General features: G+C 69.2%; 15 protein-coding genes and 4 pseudogenes. 15 read left to right on the top strand and 4 right to left on the bottom strand.

Features of this window, described 5'->3' with window-relative positions; all coding sequences use genetic code 11:
- The gene (locus tag KIV56_RS00805) at positions 1-555 is read right to left on the bottom strand and encodes a flavin reductase family protein (protein ID WP_281534789.1); all 555 of its coding nucleotides are present in this window, start codon (positions 553-555) and stop codon (positions 1-3) included.
- A 73-nt stretch (positions 556-628) separates the two neighbouring features.
- Here KIV56_RS00805 and hisD point away from each other — a divergent pair.
- The 4 genes and pseudogenes from hisD to KIV56_RS00825 all read left to right on the top strand — a co-directional run bounded on the left by hisD (position 629) and on the right by KIV56_RS00825 (position 4,174).
- Positions 629-1,934: pseudogene (gene hisD / locus KIV56_RS00810) on the top strand (histidinol dehydrogenase).
- A 225-nt stretch (positions 1,935-2,159) separates the two neighbouring features.
- Positions 2,160-2,588: pseudogene (gene nrdR / locus KIV56_RS00815) on the top strand (transcriptional regulator NrdR); the annotation flags it as partial.
- A 67-nt stretch (positions 2,589-2,655) separates the two neighbouring features.
- Positions 2,656-3,686: pseudogene (locus KIV56_RS00820) on the top strand (quinone-dependent dihydroorotate dehydrogenase).
- 98 nt (positions 3,687-3,784) lie between these two features.
- Entirely contained in the window at positions 3,785-4,174 is a 390-nt protein-coding gene (locus KIV56_RS00825) for a hypothetical protein (protein ID WP_281534790.1), read from the top strand.
- Between the two features lie 27 nt (positions 4,175-4,201).
- Here KIV56_RS00825 and KIV56_RS00830 read toward each other — a convergent pair whose 3' ends face one another.
- Complete coding sequence (locus KIV56_RS00830; protein ID WP_281534791.1) at positions 4,202-5,248, bottom strand: App1 family protein; 1,047 nt, start codon at positions 5,246-5,248, stop codon at positions 4,202-4,204.
- Between the two features lie 394 nt (positions 5,249-5,642).
- Here KIV56_RS00830 and KIV56_RS00835 point away from each other — a divergent pair, with 394 nt between their 5' ends.
- The 6 genes and pseudogenes from KIV56_RS00835 to KIV56_RS00855 all read left to right on the top strand — a co-directional run bounded on the left by KIV56_RS00835 (position 5,643) and on the right by KIV56_RS00855 (position 9,454).
- Positions 5,643-6,119 (top strand): hypothetical protein, encoded by a 477-nt coding sequence (locus KIV56_RS00835; protein ID WP_281536244.1) that lies wholly within the window; start codon positions 5,643-5,645, stop codon positions 6,117-6,119.
- Between the two features lie 86 nt (positions 6,120-6,205).
- Positions 6,206-7,097, top strand: a pseudogene (locus KIV56_RS00840) (ABC transporter ATP-binding protein).
- Positions 7,094-7,792 (top strand): ABC transporter permease, encoded by a 699-nt coding sequence (locus KIV56_RS00845; protein WP_281534792.1) that lies wholly within the window; start codon positions 7,094-7,096, stop codon positions 7,790-7,792. The pseudogene KIV56_RS00840 and the gene KIV56_RS00845 overlap by 4 nt, the downstream one beginning before the upstream one ends.
- Positions 7,793-7,804: 12 nt before the next feature.
- Positions 7,805-8,374: an ABC transporter permease gene (locus tag KIV56_RS00850; RefSeq protein ID WP_348648445.1), complete on the top strand. Its 570-nt coding sequence runs from the start codon at positions 7,805-7,807 to the stop codon at positions 8,372-8,374.
- Complete coding sequence (locus KIV56_RS19345; RefSeq protein ID WP_348648446.1) at positions 8,350-8,526, top strand: hypothetical protein; 177 nt, start codon at positions 8,350-8,352, stop codon at positions 8,524-8,526. Before KIV56_RS00850 ends, KIV56_RS19345 begins: the two co-directional genes overlap by 25 nt.
- A gap of 181 nt (positions 8,527-8,707) precedes the next feature.
- Positions 8,708-9,454: an ABC transporter substrate-binding protein gene (locus KIV56_RS00855; protein ID WP_348648584.1), complete on the top strand. Its 747-nt coding sequence runs from the start codon at positions 8,708-8,710 to the stop codon at positions 9,452-9,454.
- 79 nt (positions 9,455-9,533) lie between these two features.
- Here the strand turns inward: KIV56_RS00855 and KIV56_RS00860 are convergent, their stop codons facing one another.
- Both KIV56_RS00860 and KIV56_RS00865 read right to left on the bottom strand, forming a co-directional pair.
- A complete protein-coding gene (locus KIV56_RS00860; protein WP_281534793.1) occupies positions 9,534-10,493 on the bottom strand; it encodes a M56 family metallopeptidase in 960 nt (319 codons plus the stop codon).
- 28 nt (positions 10,494-10,521) lie between these two features.
- Positions 10,522-10,908: a BlaI/MecI/CopY family transcriptional regulator gene (locus KIV56_RS00865; RefSeq protein WP_281534794.1), complete on the bottom strand. Its 387-nt coding sequence runs from the start codon at positions 10,906-10,908 to the stop codon at positions 10,522-10,524.
- A gap of 97 nt (positions 10,909-11,005) precedes the next feature.
- Here KIV56_RS00865 and KIV56_RS00870 point away from each other — a divergent pair, with 97 nt between their 5' ends.
- The 5 genes from KIV56_RS00870 (at position 11,006) to KIV56_RS19355 (ending at position 16,964) form a co-directional block, all read left to right on the top strand.
- Positions 11,006-12,418, top strand: coding sequence for a cytochrome ubiquinol oxidase subunit I (locus tag KIV56_RS00870; protein ID WP_281534795.1), 1,413 nt, complete (start codon positions 11,006-11,008; stop codon positions 12,416-12,418).
- A gap of 9 nt (positions 12,419-12,427) precedes the next feature.
- A complete protein-coding gene (gene cydB / locus KIV56_RS00875; RefSeq protein WP_281534796.1) occupies positions 12,428-13,432 on the top strand; it encodes a cytochrome d ubiquinol oxidase subunit II in 1,005 nt (334 codons plus the stop codon).
- 119 nt (positions 13,433-13,551) lie between these two features.
- On the top strand, positions 13,552-15,273 hold the full coding sequence (gene cydD, locus KIV56_RS00880; protein ID WP_281534797.1) for a thiol reductant ABC exporter subunit CydD: 1,722 nt from the start codon (positions 13,552-13,554) through the stop codon (positions 15,271-15,273).
- Positions 15,266-16,270: an ABC transporter transmembrane domain-containing protein gene (locus KIV56_RS19350; protein ID WP_348648447.1), complete on the top strand. Its 1,005-nt coding sequence runs from the start codon at positions 15,266-15,268 to the stop codon at positions 16,268-16,270. Before cydD ends, KIV56_RS19350 begins: the two co-directional genes overlap by 8 nt.
- Positions 16,271-16,418: 148 nt before the next feature.
- A complete protein-coding gene (locus KIV56_RS19355) occupies positions 16,419-16,964 on the top strand; it encodes an ATP-binding cassette domain-containing protein (protein WP_348648585.1) in 546 nt (181 codons plus the stop codon).
- Positions 16,965-17,017: the final 53 nt, after the last annotated feature.

A 17,017-nucleotide genomic window follows, 5' to 3' on the forward strand; every position in this document is an offset into this window, starting at 1 on the left:
TCAGAGCGCCGCTTCCGGCCCCGGTACCCGGTACATCCGCTCGTGGTAGAGCAACGCCTCGTCCTCGCCGCCGAGGCCGCCCTCCTCGATCTGAACAACGATCACGGCGCCGTTGTGCACGGTCACCCGGTCGACGATGTGACCGACCATCCAGCTAGTCACGTCGTTCAGGACCGGCAGGCCGTGCGGCCCCTCATGCCAGTGGTCGCCGACGAAGCGGAGGGCGTTCGGTCCGCTCATCCGCTCGGCCAGGGCACGGTTGCGCGCGCCGAGGGTGTGGATGACGACGCGCTCCGTTTCGGCGATGGCAGGCCAGGAACTGGCCGTGCGGGCCATGTTGAAGGTCGCGAGCGGCGGCACCGAGGACAGCGAGGCGAGGGAGGTCGCCGTGAAGCCGACGGGCGTGCCGTCGGCCTGGCGGGCCGTCACGCACGCGACTCCGGCCGCGTGGCGCCGGAATGCCTGCTTGAACGCGGCGAGATCGAGAGGGGCGTTCGGATCGCCCTCGAGCCGGGGAACGCTCGGCGCGTCGCGAATGTCGTTCAGTTCGTTCATGTCACTTGCCCCAAGGTCTGTGAAGGCCACCCTATTCCCGTGTGATGGATGTTGGTGGCTAGGCTGGTCAGACATGATCCAGAGACTTGACCTACGAGGCACCCGGCCGACGCCGGCCGAATTGCTCGCCACCGTTCCGCGCGCCGTCACCGATGTGACGGCCCGCGAGCAGCGTGGCCGCCGAGCTCATTGCCGACGTGCGCGCGCGCGGCGAGGCGGCGCTCTACGACCAGGCCGAACGGCTCGACCGGGTGCGCCCGGACGCGCTCCGGGTCCCCGAGAGCGACATCGCCGAGGCACTCGCCGCGCTCTCGCCCGAGGTGCGCACCGCCATCGAGGAGACCATCCGCCGGGTCAGGCTCGCGAGCGAGGCCCAGGTGCCGCCGCGCGTGACCACGACGATCGCCGAGGGAGCCGTGATCACCCAGCGGTGGCAGCCGATCCGTCGCGTCGGCCTCTACGTGCCCGGCGGCAAGGCCGTCTACCCTTCGAGCGTCGTGATGAACGTCGTGCCGGCACAGGTCGCCGGGGTCACCTCGATCGCCCTCGCCTCCCCGCCGCAGCAGGCCTTCGGCGGACGAGTGCACCCGACCATCCTCGCCGTCGCCGGTCTCCTCGGCGTCACCGAGATCTACGCGATGGGCGGCGCCGGAGCCGTCGGCGCCTTCGCGTACGGGGTGCCGGGCCTCGGCCTCGACCCCGTCCAGCTCGTCACCGGCCCCGGCAACGTCTACGTCGCCGCCGCCAAGCGGCTCGTGCGCGGCGTCACCGGGATCGACTCGGAAGCCGGTCCCACCGACATCCTGGTGATCGCGGATGCTGGAGCAGACCCGCTGCTCGTCGCGGCCGACCTGGTCAGCCAGGCCGAGCACGACGAACTCGCGGCAGCCGTGCTCGTCACCGATTCGGCCGAGCTCGCGGACGCCGTCACTGCGCGACTCGCCGTGCTCGCGGTGACAACCCCCCACGGTGAGCGGGTGACCGCCTCGCTTTCCGGAACCCAGTCCGCGATCGTGCTCGTCGACGACCTCGCCGCCGCCGCCGCGTTCAGCAACGCCTTCGGCCCGGAGCACCTCGAGATCCAGACCAGGGACCCGCACGTCGAACTCGCGCTCATCGAGAACGCGGGCGCCATCTTCCTCGGCCCGAACTCGCCCGTGAGCCTCGGCGACTACTCGGCCGGCTCCAACCACGTCTTGCCGACCGGCGGCCAGGCCCGGTTCTCGTCCGGCCTCGGGGCGTACACCTTCCTCCGCCCGCAGCAGGTGGTCGAGTACAGCAGGGACGCCCTCCGCGGTGTCGCCGCCAACATTGCGGCGCTGTCGGACGCCGAGGATCTCCCCGCGCACGGGGCAGCCGTGACCGCCCGCTTCGCCTGACCCGCCTGACCCGAGCCGACCAGACCCGAGCCGACCAGACCAGACCCGACCAGACCCGAACCAATTCGACGGAGATTTTGCCCGAAGAGCACCTGGGAGCGCTCGTTCGGGGTCTTTCAGACAGAATCTCCGTCGAATTCGTCAGGACGTGGGGCCGACCGTGTGGAACGACGCGCCCGGGCTGACGGCGAATCCCCCGGAAAGGGGCACTAGGCTGGCAGCACAATGTTTTGCCCGTTCTGCCGCCACCCGGACTCCCGAGTCATCGACTCGCGCACGAGCGACGACGGACTTTCGATTCGCCGCCGCCGCCAGTGTCCCGAATGCGGTCGGCGCTTCAGCACGACGGAGACGGCGAGCCTCAATATCGTCAAGCGCAGCGGCGTCGTCGAGCCGTTCAGCAGGGACAAGATCGTCACGGGCGTGCGCAAGGCATGCCAGGGTCGACCCGTGACCGACTCCGATCTCGCCCTCCTCGCCCAGCGTGTCGAGGAGACCATCCGCCAGACCGGCGCGTCCCAGGTCGCCGCGAACGACGTCGGCCTCGCGATCCTCCCGCCGCTCCGGGAACTCGACGAGGTCGCCTACCTGCGCTTCGCGAGCGTCTACCGCGCCTTCGACTCCCTCGAAGACTTCGAGAGCGCGATCGACCAGGCTCCGCAGCGAACACCGGGAGAGCCTCCGCATCGAGGCCCTCGACGACGAGACCGAACTCTAGCCGGTGTATCCCTTCTTCTTCCGGCACGTGCTGGCCCGGCTGGACCCCGAGCGCGCCCACCACCTGGCCTTCACCGTGATCCGGCTCCTCCCGGCACTCGGTCTCGGCCGGCTCACTCACCGCTTCACCCGGCCGCGTACCGACCAGTCCGTGCAGACCCTCGGCTTGCGCTTCGATTCCCCGTTCGGCGTTGCAGCAGGCTTCGACAAGGACGGCCTCGCCGTGATCGGCCTCGGCAGGCTCGGCTTCGGCCACGTCGAGGTCGGCACGATCACGGCACTGCCGCAGCCGGGAAATCCGAAGCCGCGGCTCTTCCGGCTGATCCCCGACCGCGCCGTGATCAACCGGATGGGTTTCAACAACCAGGGCGCGGCATCCGCTGCCGTGCGCCTCGCCCGGGTGCGCGCCGTCGCCGGCAGGCCCGTGCTCGGCATCAACATCGGCAAGAGCCGCGCAACCGCTGTGGAAGACGCCACGGCAGACTACCTCGTGAGCGCCAGTGCCCTCGCGCCGCTCGCCGACTACCTCGTCGTCAACGTGAGCTCACCGAACACCCCCGGCCTCCGCGGCCTGCAGGAACTCGACCACCAGCTCGCCCCGCTCCTCACCGCCGTCCGTGCGGCATCCGGGAGCACCCCCTGCTCGTCAAGATCGCTCCGGACCTCCGTGACGAAGAGGTCACCCGCATTGCCGAACTCGTCGTACGGCTCGGCCTCGACGGAATCATCGCGACCAACACGACCATTTCACGCGAGGGTCTCACGACGGATGCCGCGCGGGTCGAGGCCATCGGGGCAGGCGGCCTGTCGGGGGCCCCGCTCCGGGCCCGCTCCCTCGCGGTGCTGCGCCTGATCCGCGCGAGCGTTCCCGCCGGCCTGTGCGTGATTTCCGTCGGCGGGGTCGAGACCGCCGCCGACGTCGCCGAGCGGCTCGACGCGGGGGCGACCCTTGTGCAGGGCTACACGGCGTTTCTCTACCTCGGACCGCTCTGGGCCCGCCAGGTGAACCGCGGCCTCGACCGGCTCCGCGCCTAGTCGTTCCCGGGTCAGGTCATGGCCCCGGCGCCGGTCCCGCTGCGCGAAGCCGCTTCCGTCACGCGCATTCTGCTGCCTCCACCCCTGGGGTCGAGATCATGACCGGCACGCGACAGCAGGCAGCACCCAGCACAGTGAAGTGGATCGTGGCAGCGGCCGCCGCCGTACTCGTCCATTTCCTGGCCAGCGTGGCCCTGGTCTTCGAGCTGGTCGGCAATGCATACGCCTTCGCCGCGTCGATTCCGGGAGGCGGGGAGGTGAGCAGCAAGGACGAGCTCATCAAACTCGGCTCGAGCCCCGGGTTCGGCATCTTCTCGATCGCCGGAGTCGGAATCCTGGGCTTCATCGTGACGCTCGCCCTCCTCGCTGCCCCGACCACGCGCCGCTGGGCGTGGGTCGCCCCGCTCGCGGGCATCGCGCTCGGTGTGCTCGTCGTCGAGTTCGCGACGGCCGCGTTCCAACCGCCCCTGCCGGATGTCGGCGGCTAGTAGGCTCTGCCCCCGATTCCGGCCGGTTCAGGCGATGGGCGCGCCCGGCGGGAGCAGCCCGAGCGTCACAAGCTGCCTCGCGAGGCTCGCACCGTCCGGCCCGTAGACCCAGCGGGGATCGGTGGACTCGAGGGCGGCATCCTTCGCCCGTCGGCCGGCGAGCACGGCCTCGCTCGGGGAGAGCTCGCGGATGGCCACCGCCTCGACACTGCCGGGGAACTCGCGCTGGAACTCGCTGTAGATGTCCTCGTCGTGCTGGCCGTCGTCACCGACCAGGATCCAGCGGATCCCGGGGAACTCCAGGGCCAGGCGGCGCAGGTTGGCGCGCTTGTGGTCTGTGCCGCTGCGGAACCACCGATCGTGGGTGGGTCCCCAGTCGGTGAGCAGTAGTGCGCCGGCGGGGTAGAGGTTGCGGGAGAGGAAACGGGTCAGGGTCGGCGCGACGTTCCAGGCGCCCGTCGACAGGTAGATCACCGGGGACCCCGGCGCCGTCACGGTGAGACGGTCGAGGAGCACGGCCATGCCCGGGGTGGGCACCCTCGCGTGCTCGTCGAGCACGAACGTGTTCCATGCCGCCAGCAGCGGCCGGGGGAGCGTCGTGACCATCACGGTGTCGTCGACATCGGAGATGATGCCGCGATCGACCTGAGGGGCGACGATGAAGAGCGGCGCGTCGACGGGAGCCGAGGCGTCCGTGCTGAGCCTGGCGACCTGCCAGCCCGGCGTGAGCGGCAGCCGGATGACCGTGTCGACGACGCCGCCGCGGTCGGCGCTCACCCGGTGGGTGAAGCCGTTGATCTCGATCGTGACGGTGACGTCGTGCACGGGAACGGCCGTGAAACTGCGCCACCCACGGATGCCGGCCTCGCGCCGTTCCGCACGCCAGCGCCTGCGCGTGAGGGCCTTCTTGGCCCGGGTCGGCTTCGCCAGCAGCACCCGGCAGAGAATGCGCACCCACTCGGTGCTGCCGTACCCCGCGTAGGGAATGACCGTCGGCAAATAGCCGCGTCTGCGGGCGCTGCGCTCACGACGTTCGTGCATCCAGTCTTCGATCCGTGCTGCGCGATGCATCATTTTCGCAGGTCGGCCCGTATTCGTCGTTCTGGAAGGCTTCGGCACACCTCCTAGTTTGTCATGTGCGGCCCCTTTCGGGTGGACCGGGTGCTGCCGGGCCCGGATCTGGCACAGCCCGCGGGTCAAGACCCGTAGGATTGGGACCTACTTCAAGGAGGACAATTGTCACTCAGTGACCTTTTCGAGGGGGACATCGTTGAGGCCGGCGCGCAGGTCCGGATCGAACCCATTCAGCAACGCAGCACGGCACGCCTGTCCGGGCTGCTCGATGCCACAGCGATCGTCGTCGACGAGGTGGGTTTCGACCGGATCACAACCGCGATGGTCGCGGAACGTGCGGGGGCATCCATCGGAACCGTGTACCGCTATTACCCCGACCGGGTGGCAGTGCTGCATGCCCTGCGGGAGCGCGCCATCCAGCGCTATCGTCTCCGCGTCGCGAGGGACATCAGGCTTGCAGACCCGAAGACCGCCTGGGAGACGATCGACTGTGCCATCACGGCATTCGTCGAAATGTACCGGACGGAACCCGGCTTCCGGATCATGCACTTCGCCGACCGGGAACGACTGCCGATCAGGCTCCGCGAGCCCGGCAGACGGCATCGAGGTCGGCTTCCTGGCCGGCCAGCTCGCGGTCGTTCTCTCCGAGCGGTTCGGCCTCCCGTACGGGCCGGAGCTGTTGTTCCGGCTCGAGGTCATGGTCGAGATGGCCGCAGCAGTCCTATCCAGAGGGTTCCAGTCCAACGTCCTGGGCGACGAACGATACATCGCAGAGGCGAGACGGGTCATCGAGGCGTACCTCGCCGGCTACTACGGCGAAGACCTCGAGCAGGACGGCGCCGGGGTCCCAGTCTTGGAATCTGCTGAGTAGAGCTTGGCATCCGGCGGCTTTCCTGATTGGGTGGGAGACCGCTGGCACGTGTTGATTCGACTTCAAGCGAGGAATGGGCCACTTCCATGATTGAGTTCCGATCGGTGACGAAAGAATTCCCGGACGGCACCCTTGCGGTCGACGACTTCAGCCTCACGCTTCCCTCGCACCGCACCACCGTGCTCGTCGGGTCCTCCGGCTCCGGCAAGACCACCCTGCTGCGGATGATCAACCGCATGGTCGATCCGACGTCCGGCACGATCGAGATCGACGGCGTCTCCGTCGCGTCCCTCGAACCCGTGAAGCTGCGACGCAGCATCGGCTACGTCATGCAGAATTCGGGCCTGCTCCCGCACCGCACGGTCGTCGACAACGTCGCGACCGTGCCCCTCCTGCGCGGCGTGCCACGCCGGAAGGCCAGGGCGGACGCCCTCGACCTGCTGGACACCGTCGGGCTCGACCGTTCCATCGCCGACCGGTACCCGAGCCAGCTCTCCGGCGGCCAGCAACAGCGCGTCGGCGTGGCCCGCGGCCTCGCCGTCGATCCCAACATCCTCCTGATGGACGAGCCCTTCGGCGCCGTCGACCCGATCGTGCGCGCGGAGCCTGCAGCAGGAGCTCATCCGGCTGCAGCACGAACTCGGCAAGACCGTCGTCTTCGTGACCCACGACATCGACGAGGCCTTCTTGCTCGGCGACCAGATCGCCATCCTGCGTGAGGGCGGCCGGATCGCCCAGCTCGGCACCCCGGCCGAGATCCTCGCCAACCCGGCCGACGACTTCGTTGCGAGCTTCATCGGCGCCGACCGGGGCAAGCGCGCCCTGCATATCGAAAGCCAGGAGGGCTCGGACGTGCTCGTCGACGCGGACGGGAGGCCCGCCGGGGTCCTCGTCGACCAGCGCTCGAGCACCGGCTCGTCCGGCCGGGCGCTGTCCGGTGAATCGCTCGCTGTGACGGCGGAAGGACCGCCACTGTGACCTGGCTCTGGTCGAACCTCGACCTGGTCTGGCTTCGCACCCTCGATCACATCGTGCTGAGCCTGCCGCCGATCGTGTTGAGCTTCGTGATCGCTCTCCCGCTGGGCTGGCTGGCCAACCGGTACCGGCCGACCCGCGGGGCGATCCTCTCGATCGCGGGGCTGTTCTACGCCATCCCCTCCCTGCCGCTCCTGTTCATCCTGCCGGTGATCATCGGAACCAGCCTCCGTTCGCCCGCGAACCTGATCGCCGCTCTCACCCTGTACGGGCTCGCGCTCATGGTGCGTGTCGTCGCCGACGGGCTCGCATCCGTGGATCCCGACGTGCGCCAGTCCGCCACCGCCGTCGGCTTTTCGGCCTGGAGCCGGTTCTGGCTCGTCGAACTTCCGCTCGCAGGACCCGTGCTCCTCGCCGGGGTGCGTGTGGTCGCCGTCAGCACCGTGAGCCTCGCGACCGTCGGCGCCGTGATCGGAGCAAAGAGCCTCGGCAGCCTGTTCACCGACGGCTTCCAGCGCGGCATCCAGGTCGAGATCATCACCGGCATCGTGGCAACGGTGCTGCTCGCCCTCGTGCTCGATGGGGCGGTCGTGCTGCTCGGCCGGGTGCTGATGCCGTGGACCCGCCGGATCCGGCGCATCCGCCCGGCGAGTGTCGCAGCGCTGGGCCCGATGACAGTCGTCCGGGGTACCGCATGAACTACTTCACGGATGCCGTCGCGTGGCTCCTCGACCCTTCGCACTATCTCGGCCCGACCGGAATCCCGACCCGGCTCGGCGAGCAGGCTCCTCTTCACGGCTGTGACCCTCGCGCTCGCCTCGGTCATCGCCATCCCGATCGGATTCCTGATCGGGCACACCGGGCGCGGCCGGGGGATCGCCGTCGCGACCTCCGGCGGGCTGCGCGCCATCCCCACCCTCGGCCTGCTCACCCTCGTCGCCCTCTGGATCGGAATCGGCCTCGGCGCCCCCTATGTTGCGCTGACCGTGCTCGCGATCCCGCCCATCCTCGCCGGCGCGTACACCGGGTTCGAGGCGGTCAACCGCGCGACAATCGACGCGGCGAGGGCCGTCGGCATGACCGAGCTGCAGATCGTGCGCCACGTCGAGATACCCCTCGGACTTCCCTTGCTGATCGGGGGCTGCGGTCAGCGACCCTGCAGGTCGTCGCAACGGCCACCCTGGCTGCATACGTCGCCGACTTCGGGCTCGGCCGGTTCCTCTTCGCCGGGCTCAAGACCAACGACTACGCCCAGATGCTCGGCGGGTCGATCCTGGTGATCCTGCTCGCCCTCGTGCTCGAGGGCCTCTTCGCCGGTCTCCAGAAATTTGTCGTGCCCCGCGGCGTCGCAGTAGGACGCCCCCCAGTCGACCGGAAGGCGTCGACCCGACGTCGCCCGGGGATGGAACCCGCCATCACGAAAGGAATCTGACAATGTTCACAGCGAAAAAGGCCGGCTCGCGGCAGTCGCCGCGGTCGCGGTTGGGGCCGTCGTAGCCCTTGCAGGGTGTGCGTCCAGTAACCCACTGGGCACCGGAAGTAGCGCGTCGAGCGCACCGACGACACTTGTCGTCGGCTCCCAGGACTACTACTCGAACGAGATCATCGCCGAGATCTACGCCCAGGCGCTCGAGTCCAACGGCTTCACGGTCGACCGCCAGTTCCGGATCGGGCAGCGCGAGGTCTACCTCCCCGAGCTGAAGTCCGGGTCGATCGACGTCTTCCCCGAGTACACCGGCAGCCTGCTGCAGGCGCTCGACAAGGCCGCGGCCGGCGGGACGAGCGATGCGGTGCACGACCAGCTCGTCAAGGCGCTCCCCAGTGGTCTGACCGCCCTCGACAGGTCCGATGCGAGCGACCAGAACTCGTGGACTGCGACAAAGGCCTTTGTCGACAAGTACAAGCTCACCGACATCGCGTCCCTCAAGAACGTCACAGAGCCCATCACGGTCGGCGGCAACTCCGAACTGGAGACGCGTCCCTACGGGCCGACGGCGCTCAAGGACAAGTACGGCATCACGATCGCCGGCTTCGTTCCCGTCGAGGACAACGGCGGACCGCTCACGGTCAAGGCGCTTGTCGACAACAAGATCCAGCTCGCCAACATCTACACGGCCGACCCGAACATCAAGTCGAACAACCTCGTCGCCCTCGCCGACCCGGACGGACTGTTCTTCCCGGACAACGTCGTGCCCATCGTCTCGAGCAAGGTCGACGAGAAGGCGACCGGCGTTCTGAACAAGATCAGTGCGGCGATGACGGCAGCGGACCTCGTGAGCCTCAACGCCCAGAGTGTCAACGACAAGGAGTCGGCTGACAAGATCGCCTCCGCGTGGCTCGCCCAGGCCAAGCTGTTCTAGCCTGACCGACACCACAAGAGTGACCCATGACCGCCCGGCTGCCCCCGCAGCTGGGCGGTCATTTCTCTGTCAGGGACGCTCAGGCCTGGGCGAGGAGCAGGGTCGGCAGCACGAGGAGGGCGGCGGCAGAGCCGACAACGGCGACGCAGGCCGCCGTCGAGAGTCGGGGCGGCGGGGCCAGCAGCCGGCGGACCCGGGGCGTGACGAGATCGGCGGGACGGTCGGAGGAAACGAACGCCGCGGCATCCGCTGCCTCGGTGGGGAACCGCGCCCCTGGCTCGCGGCCGAGTCCGGCGGAGCCCACGAGCGCGATCGCCGTCGCCAGGGTGTGGTCGTCCACGGCCCGCCTGGCCTGGTCGTCCGCGAGCATTTCGACGAGCAGGGCGACGGCGTTCTCGGCCCGGTTCGCGATCGGGAACCACGGAAGGGCGTTGTGCCAGGACTTGAACGCCACGAGAACAATGTGGTGCCGCTGGGCGAGGTGGGCCTCCTCGTGCGCCACGACGGCCAGCACCTGATCCGCGTCGAGCAGGCTCAGCAGGCCGCGGGAGAGCACCGTCGCCGAGTGCGTCACGCTCGGCAGACAATAGGCGACGGGAGCGGCGTGGTCGATGACCCGGGTGCTCGGCCGTCCCTCGAGCGGCTCGCTCAACAGTCGCACGAGGTTGAGGTGCCTGCGTTGCTGTCGTTCGGCGTGCACGAACGTCACCGCGAGGTTGAGCACGAGATGGCCGCCGAGCAACAGGGCACCGCAGAGGGCGAGCACGTGGTCGAGTGACGTGCCCGCCGGGACAGAGCCCGTCACGAGGTGGTCTGCCAGCGAACGGATGCCGGCGACGGGGTTCGCACCGAACGGGATCAGCCCGTAGACGAAGAGCGCCCCGATCATCGCGAGCCCGCCCGCGAGGGCGATCGACTGCCAGAGCACGAGGGCGACGCCGGGGGAGCCCGCCGGCCAGGCCGCCCGCGCGAGCAGCACCGGAACCGGCCAGGCCAGCACGACCGCGAGAAGCCCGAGGCAGAGCGCTGTGATCAGCACGGCGACCGTGGTTCGGCTCGGGGCCCCGTCACTTCGGGTGAACGGTGATCGGCTCGAGGAGGCGTCGCAGGGTCTCCGCTTCCTGGGGGCTGACGCTTCCGATGAAGCGCGCGAGCACGTCCTGGCGGTCCGGAGCTGACCCCAGGACCTCGTGCATCAGGCCGGCGGTGTGTTCAGCCCTCGTCGTCACCGCGTGGTAGCGATGTGGGCGGTTGCCCCGGTCACGGGCGACGAAGCCCTTGGTCTCGAGCCGGGACAGCACCGTGAGCACGGTTGTGGTGGCGAGCGGCTTGGACTTGGCGGCACTCGTCGCCGGTGTGAGCAGGCGGTCACGCAATTCGTTCGCGGGCAGCGATTCGCCGGAGTCCCACAGGACATCCATCAACAATCTCTCCAGCGCACCGAGGCTTCCCATAGTCAGGGAGTTTAGTATGCCGAATCGTCTTCTTCTACGGCCCGTAGAAGTGTATGTTTTCTACGTACCGTAGAAATGACGATCGCCGGGAGGGCGCATGAACGAGTGGCTTGACCCGCTGCTGCTATCAAGATGGCAGTTCGGACTCACAACGGTGTATCACTTCCTGTTCGTCCCGCTCACGATCGGCCTCGCGCTGACCGTGGCGATCTTCCAGACGGCCTGGGTGCGCACCGACAAGACCAAGTGGCTCCAACTCACGCACTTCTTCGGCAAGCTGTTCCTGATCAACTTCGCCATGGGCGTCGTCACGGGCATCGTGCAGGAGTTCCAGTTCGGCATGAACTGGTCGACGTACTCCCGTTTCGTCGGTGACGTCTTCGGCGCCCCGCTCGCCTTCGAGGGCATCACCGCATTCTTCCTTGAGGCGACCTTCATCGGCCTGTGGATCTTCGGCTGGGACAAGCTGCCCAAGGGGCTGCACCTCGCGACGATCTGGCTGACCGTGGTCGGGTCCATCGCCTCCGCGTACTTCATCCTCGCCGCGAACGCCTTCATGCAGAACCCGATCGCCTTCCGGATCAACGAGGAGCGCGGCCGCGCCGAGCTGACCGACATCGGCACCCTGCTGACCAACCCGATCTCCCTCGCCTCCTTCCCGCACACGATCTTCGCGTGCTTCATGGTGTCCGCAGGCCTGATCATCTCGGTCGCCGCCTTCCACCTCTACCGCAAGCAGCACGTCGACACGATGCGCCCTGCGCTCAAGTTCGGCCTGTGGATGATGGTCATCTCCGGCGCCCTGACGACCTTCTTCGGCGACTCCCTGAGCCTCGCGATGGTCAAGGCCCAGCCGATGAAGATGGCCGCGGCCGAGGCGATGTACCACACGGCGACGGGCGCCAACGCGTCCTTCTCGCTCTTCACCCTCGGCACCCCGGACGGTGTGAGCGAACTGTTCTCCGTCCGCATCCCCTACCTGCTCTCGTTCCTCTCCACGCACACCCTCGACGGCACCGTCGAGGGCATCAACAACCTGCAGGACCAGTACACGACGCTGTACGGGCCCGGGGACTACACACCGATGATCTGGGTCACCTACTGGGCCTTCCGCTGGATGATCGGCCTCGGCATCGCGCACATCCTGGTCGCCGTTGTCGGCCTCTGGCTCACCCGGAAGGGCCGCAGCCCCAAGGCGACCTGGATCTGGAAGGTCGCCATCTGGTCCTTCCCGTTCTCCCTCGCAGCGATGAGCGTCGGCTGGATCTTCACCGAGATGGGACGTCAGCCCTGGCTCGTGTTCGGGCTCCTGAAAACCCAGGACGGCGTCTCGCCGAACGTGACCGGCCTGACCATCCTGATCTCGCTCGTCGCATTCACCCTCGTCTACGGCGTGCTCGCGGTCGTCGAATTCCGGTTGATCACCCGCGCCGTGCGCAAGGGCCCAGAGGATGCCCCGGTGCCGGACGCGGAGACCGGCGTCACCCCCCAGCGCGTCACGGTCTACTAGGAGCAACTGATGGAACTCAACATTCTCTGGTTCTGGATCATCGCCGTGATGTTCATCGGCTACTTCGTCCTCGACGGCTTCGACTTCGGAGTCGGCATGTCCCTGCCGTTCCTCGGCAAGGACGACACCGACCGCCGCGTGCTGATCAACTCGATCGGCCCCGTCTGGGACCTCAACGAGACCTGGGTGATCGTCGCGGGCGCCTCGCTCTTCGCCGCGTTCCCCGAGTGGTACGCGACGATGTTCAGCGGCTTCTACCTCGCCCTGCTGGTCATCCTGCTCGCCCTCATCGTGCGCGGCGTCTCCTTCGAATACCGGCACCAGCGGCCGGAATCCGAGTGGAAGAAGTGGTTCGACGGCATGATCGTCGTCGGAAGCGCCATTCCGGCCCTGCTCTGGGGCGTCGCATTCGCGAACGTCGTCCAGGGCGTCCAGCTCGACGCCGGGCACAACTACACGGGAACCTTCTTCGACCTGCTGAACCCGTACGCACTGCTCGGCGGGGTGACGACACTGCTCCTGTTCTTCACCCACGGCGTCGTGTTCGTCTCCCTGAAGACGGACGGGGACATCCGCCTCCGTGCCCGCAAGCTCGCGACCAAGGCAGGGCTCGTGACGATCGTCGTCGCCGCGTCATTCCTGCTCTGGACCGTGCTCGCCTTCGGCAGCCTCTTCACCGCACTGTTCGCCGCGGCAGCGGCCGTCGCCCTGATCGGGTCCTTCCTGCTCAACCTGCGCGGATCGGAAGGCTGGGCGTTCACGCTCATGGCCGCGACGATCGGACTCGCCGTGCTCACCCTGTTCGCCTCACTGTTCCCGGACGTGATGCCGGCGAGCAATGACGCCGCGAACAGCCTCACGATCGACAATGCCTCCTCGACGCCGTACACGCTCCAGGTCATGACCTGGACCGCGGTGATCGCCGCCCCGGTGATCTTCCTGTACCAGGGCTGGACCTACTGGGTTCTGCGCAAGCGGGTCAGTCGCAGTAGCATCGAAGCCGCAGCGCTCTAGGAGCGTCCGGGGCCCGCCGGAAACGGCGGGCCCCGACCTATCTGCCCGTCCCGAGGCACGGCCGGTCCGAGCGACCGGCACGCCCGCGGTCCGGCACCGCTATCGAACAGAACGAGCACATGCGTCCCCTCGACCCCCGGCTTCTCCGCTACGCTTCTGCCGCGCGGTGGTTCCTGGGCATCGGGGCGGTGCTCGGCTTCGCGCAGACCCTCGTCGTGATCGCGTTCTCCTGGCTGCTCAGCCAGGTGATCACGCTCGCGGTGGCCGGCCACGGCCAGGCGGAGCTCGCACCGTACGTCGGTGGTCTCGCCGCCGTCGTGGTCCTGCGGGCCGCGCTGGTCTGGCTGCTCGAGGTCGCGGCGAGCCGCGGCGCGGCATCCGTCAAGAGCCAGTTGCGCACCCGGGTGCTGCGCCGCGTCGCCGAGCACGGGCCGGACTGGCTCGCCGGCCAGCAGGGCGCTCGCGTGTCCACCCTCGCGACCCAGGGGCTCGACGCCCTCGACAACTACTTCGCCAAATACCTTCCGCAGCTGCTGCTCGCCGGGATCGCCACGCCGATCCTCGTGCTCGTGATGCTCTGGCAGGACCTCCCGAGCGGCATCACGGTGATCATCGTGCTTCCACTCATCCCGCTGTTCATGATCCTGATCGGCCAGGCCACCCAGGCCGTGCAGAAGCAGCAGTGGGAGTCGCTGCAGCGGCTCGGCGTCGGCTTTCTCGACCTCGTCGGCGGCCTCGGCACCCTGAAGATCTTCGGCAGGGAACGCCGGCAGACGGACCGGGTGCGCACCATCACCGAGGACTACCGCGCGCGCACGATGAAGGTGCTCCGGGTGTCGTTCCTGAGCGGCTTCGTGCTCGAACTCGGGGCGAGCCTCTCGGTCGCGCTCGTGGCGGTGTCGATCGGCCTGCGGCTCGTCGACGGGTCGCTCGGCCTCGGCGTGGGGCTCTTCGTGCTGCTGCTCGCGCCGGAGGCATTCCTCCCGGTGCGCCAGATCGGTGTCCAGTTCCACGCCGCCGCCGATGGGCTCGCCGCGGCGGAGGAGGTCTTCCTGATCATCGAGGGCGGCCCGGCGGGCGGTCCGGCGGGCGGTACGGCGGTCGGAACGGCGACAGAACCGGCGGATGCCGCCGCGCCGGCTACGCACGCACCGGTCACGACGCCGGCCGGATTGCTCCGCTTCGATGGGGTCACCGTGCGCCGCGGCACGAACGTGACTCTCCCCGCATTCAGCGCGACGGTCGCACCAGGCCGGTTCGCGGTCATCGCGGGGCCGAGCGGCGCCGGCAAGTCGACACTCGTGGCGGCGCTCCAAGGCTTCGTGCCGTACACCGGCTCGATCACCCTCGGCGACACGACCCTCGTGCCCGGTGGGCCACGACCCTGGCTCGCCTGGGCGGGCCAACGGCCGGGACTGCTCTCGGGGACCATCGCGGACAACGTGGCGCTCGGCGCCCCCGTCGTCGACCGGGCCCTGGTGGCTCGCGCACTCGACCTCGCCGGCGGCGCCGACATGCAGCCGGCGACCGCCCTCGGCGTGAACGGGGACGGCCTCTCGGGTGGGCAGGCGCAGCGCGTTGCCGCGGCGAGGGCCATTTACCGCACCCTGTCGGACGGATGCCCGGTGCTCGTCCTCGACGAACCGAGCTCCGCCCTCGACGAGGCCGCAGAGGGCCGGCTGATCGCGGGACTTCGAGAGCTCGCGGCGGCCGGAACGATCGTGATCGTTGTGAGCCACCGCCCGGCCGTCGTCGAAGCCGCTGACCTCGTGCTGTCTGTCGTCCCGGTGGCCGCAAGCCCGGCATCCGTCGTGTCACTGGGGAAGGACGCCCATGTCTGAGTTCCTGCCCCCCACCCGGGTCCGCGCGATCCTCAGGCTGGCCCAGCCGCCCGCGCGCCGCTTCCTGCCCGGGCTGGCCGCCGGCGTCGCGAGCGCCCTCTCGGCCGTCGCCCTGCTCGCGACGAGCGCCTGGCTGATCACCCGCGCCGCCGAACAGCCGCCGATCCTCTACCTGTCCGTGGCGATCGTGGGCGTGCGCGCCTTCGCCCTCGGCCGTTCCGCGTTCCGCTACCTCGACCGGCTCACGAGCCACGATGCTGCATTCCGCCAGCTCGCCGCCCTCCGCGTCGGCGTCTTCGAACGCATCCTCCCGCTCGCCCCCGCCGGGCTCGCGAACACCCGCCGCGGCGACCTGCTCACTCGGCTCGTCCGGGACGTCGACGACCTGCAGGACTTCCCCCTGCGTGTGGTGCAGCCGCTCGCGACGGCCGGGGTGCTCGCGGTACTGAGTGTCGCGGGCGTCTGGCTGCTCTCGCCGCTCGCGGCCCTCGGACTCGCGGTCTGCCTCGTGCTCGCCGGAGTGCTCGGCACAGCCGCCTCGGGATCCGTCGCCGCCAGGCTCCGAGCGCGAGCTCGCTCCGCTGCGCGGAGACCTTGCCGACCGGGTACTCGAACTGGTCGAGAACATCGACGTCCTCACGGCCTTCGGCGTGCTCGATGCCCGTCTCGACGGGCTGGCCACTGCGGACGACCGGCTGCGCAGGGCGACCCTGCGCCGGTCCGTCGGCGTCGGCATCCAGGGCGCGGTGCTCTCCCTGTTCGCCGGCGCCGCGACCGTCGCCGCGTTGCTCGCCGGCTTCGGGGGACTCTTGGGTGGCAGCCTGCCCGGCCCCGACTTCGCCGTGATCGTGCTCGTCCCGATGGCGGTCTTCGAGGTCTTCGCGGTCGTGCCCGCCGCCCTCGGCGCCTGGCGCCAGGTGCGTTCGAGTGCGGAACGCGTTGCGGACGCCGTGCCGGCCACGGTCCCACGGGAGATCCCGATCGAGCGCGACGCTGATACCGCGGCGGTTGCTGTCGCACCCGCTGTCGCATCCGCCGTCTCCGCACAGCCGGTGCTGCGACTGACCGGCGTCGGCGCGTTCTGGCCCGGCGCGACCGAGCCCGGCGTCTCCGGCGTGACCCTGCGCCTCGGCCCCGGTGAGCGCGTGCACCTCGCAGGCCCGAGCGGGGCCGGCAAGACCACGCTCGCGCAGGTCCTCGTCCGTTTCCTCGACTACACCGGTTCGTACACGCTCGACGGAGTCGAGGCGAACACCCTCGCGCCCTCCGCCGTGCGCCGCTTCGTCGGGCTGTGCGAGCAGCAACCCTGGCTCTTCGACGACAGCATCCGCCAGAACCTGCTCTTCGCCCGGGAAACCGCGAGCGACGACGACCTGCTCGCCGTACTCGACCGGGTCGGTCTCGCCGACTGGACCGCGCAGCGCGGCGGCCTCGATGCGAGGGTCGGTGAACGCGGCGCACTCGTCTCCGGCGGCCAGGCCCAGCGGATCGCCCTCGCCAGGGCACTCCTGGCGGACTTCCCCGTGCTCGTCGTCGATGAACCCACCGCGAACGTCGACGAGGCCCAGGGCGACCGTCTCGTTCGGGACATCCTCGAGGCTGCGTCAGAGGACGGCAGAGCAGTCCTGCTCATCTCGCATACCCCGGTGCCGGATGAGCTCATCACCGCCCGGGTGACCCTCCCCGACTGACTCTGTGGGTATGGCCGTGCAGGCCCTGCATGTGCGTCCCGGAGAACGCCCCA

This window comes from Cryobacterium breve (assembly GCF_027594785.1).
GTDB classification, from domain to species: domain Bacteria; phylum Actinomycetota; class Actinomycetes; order Actinomycetales; family Microbacteriaceae; genus Cryobacterium; species Cryobacterium breve_A.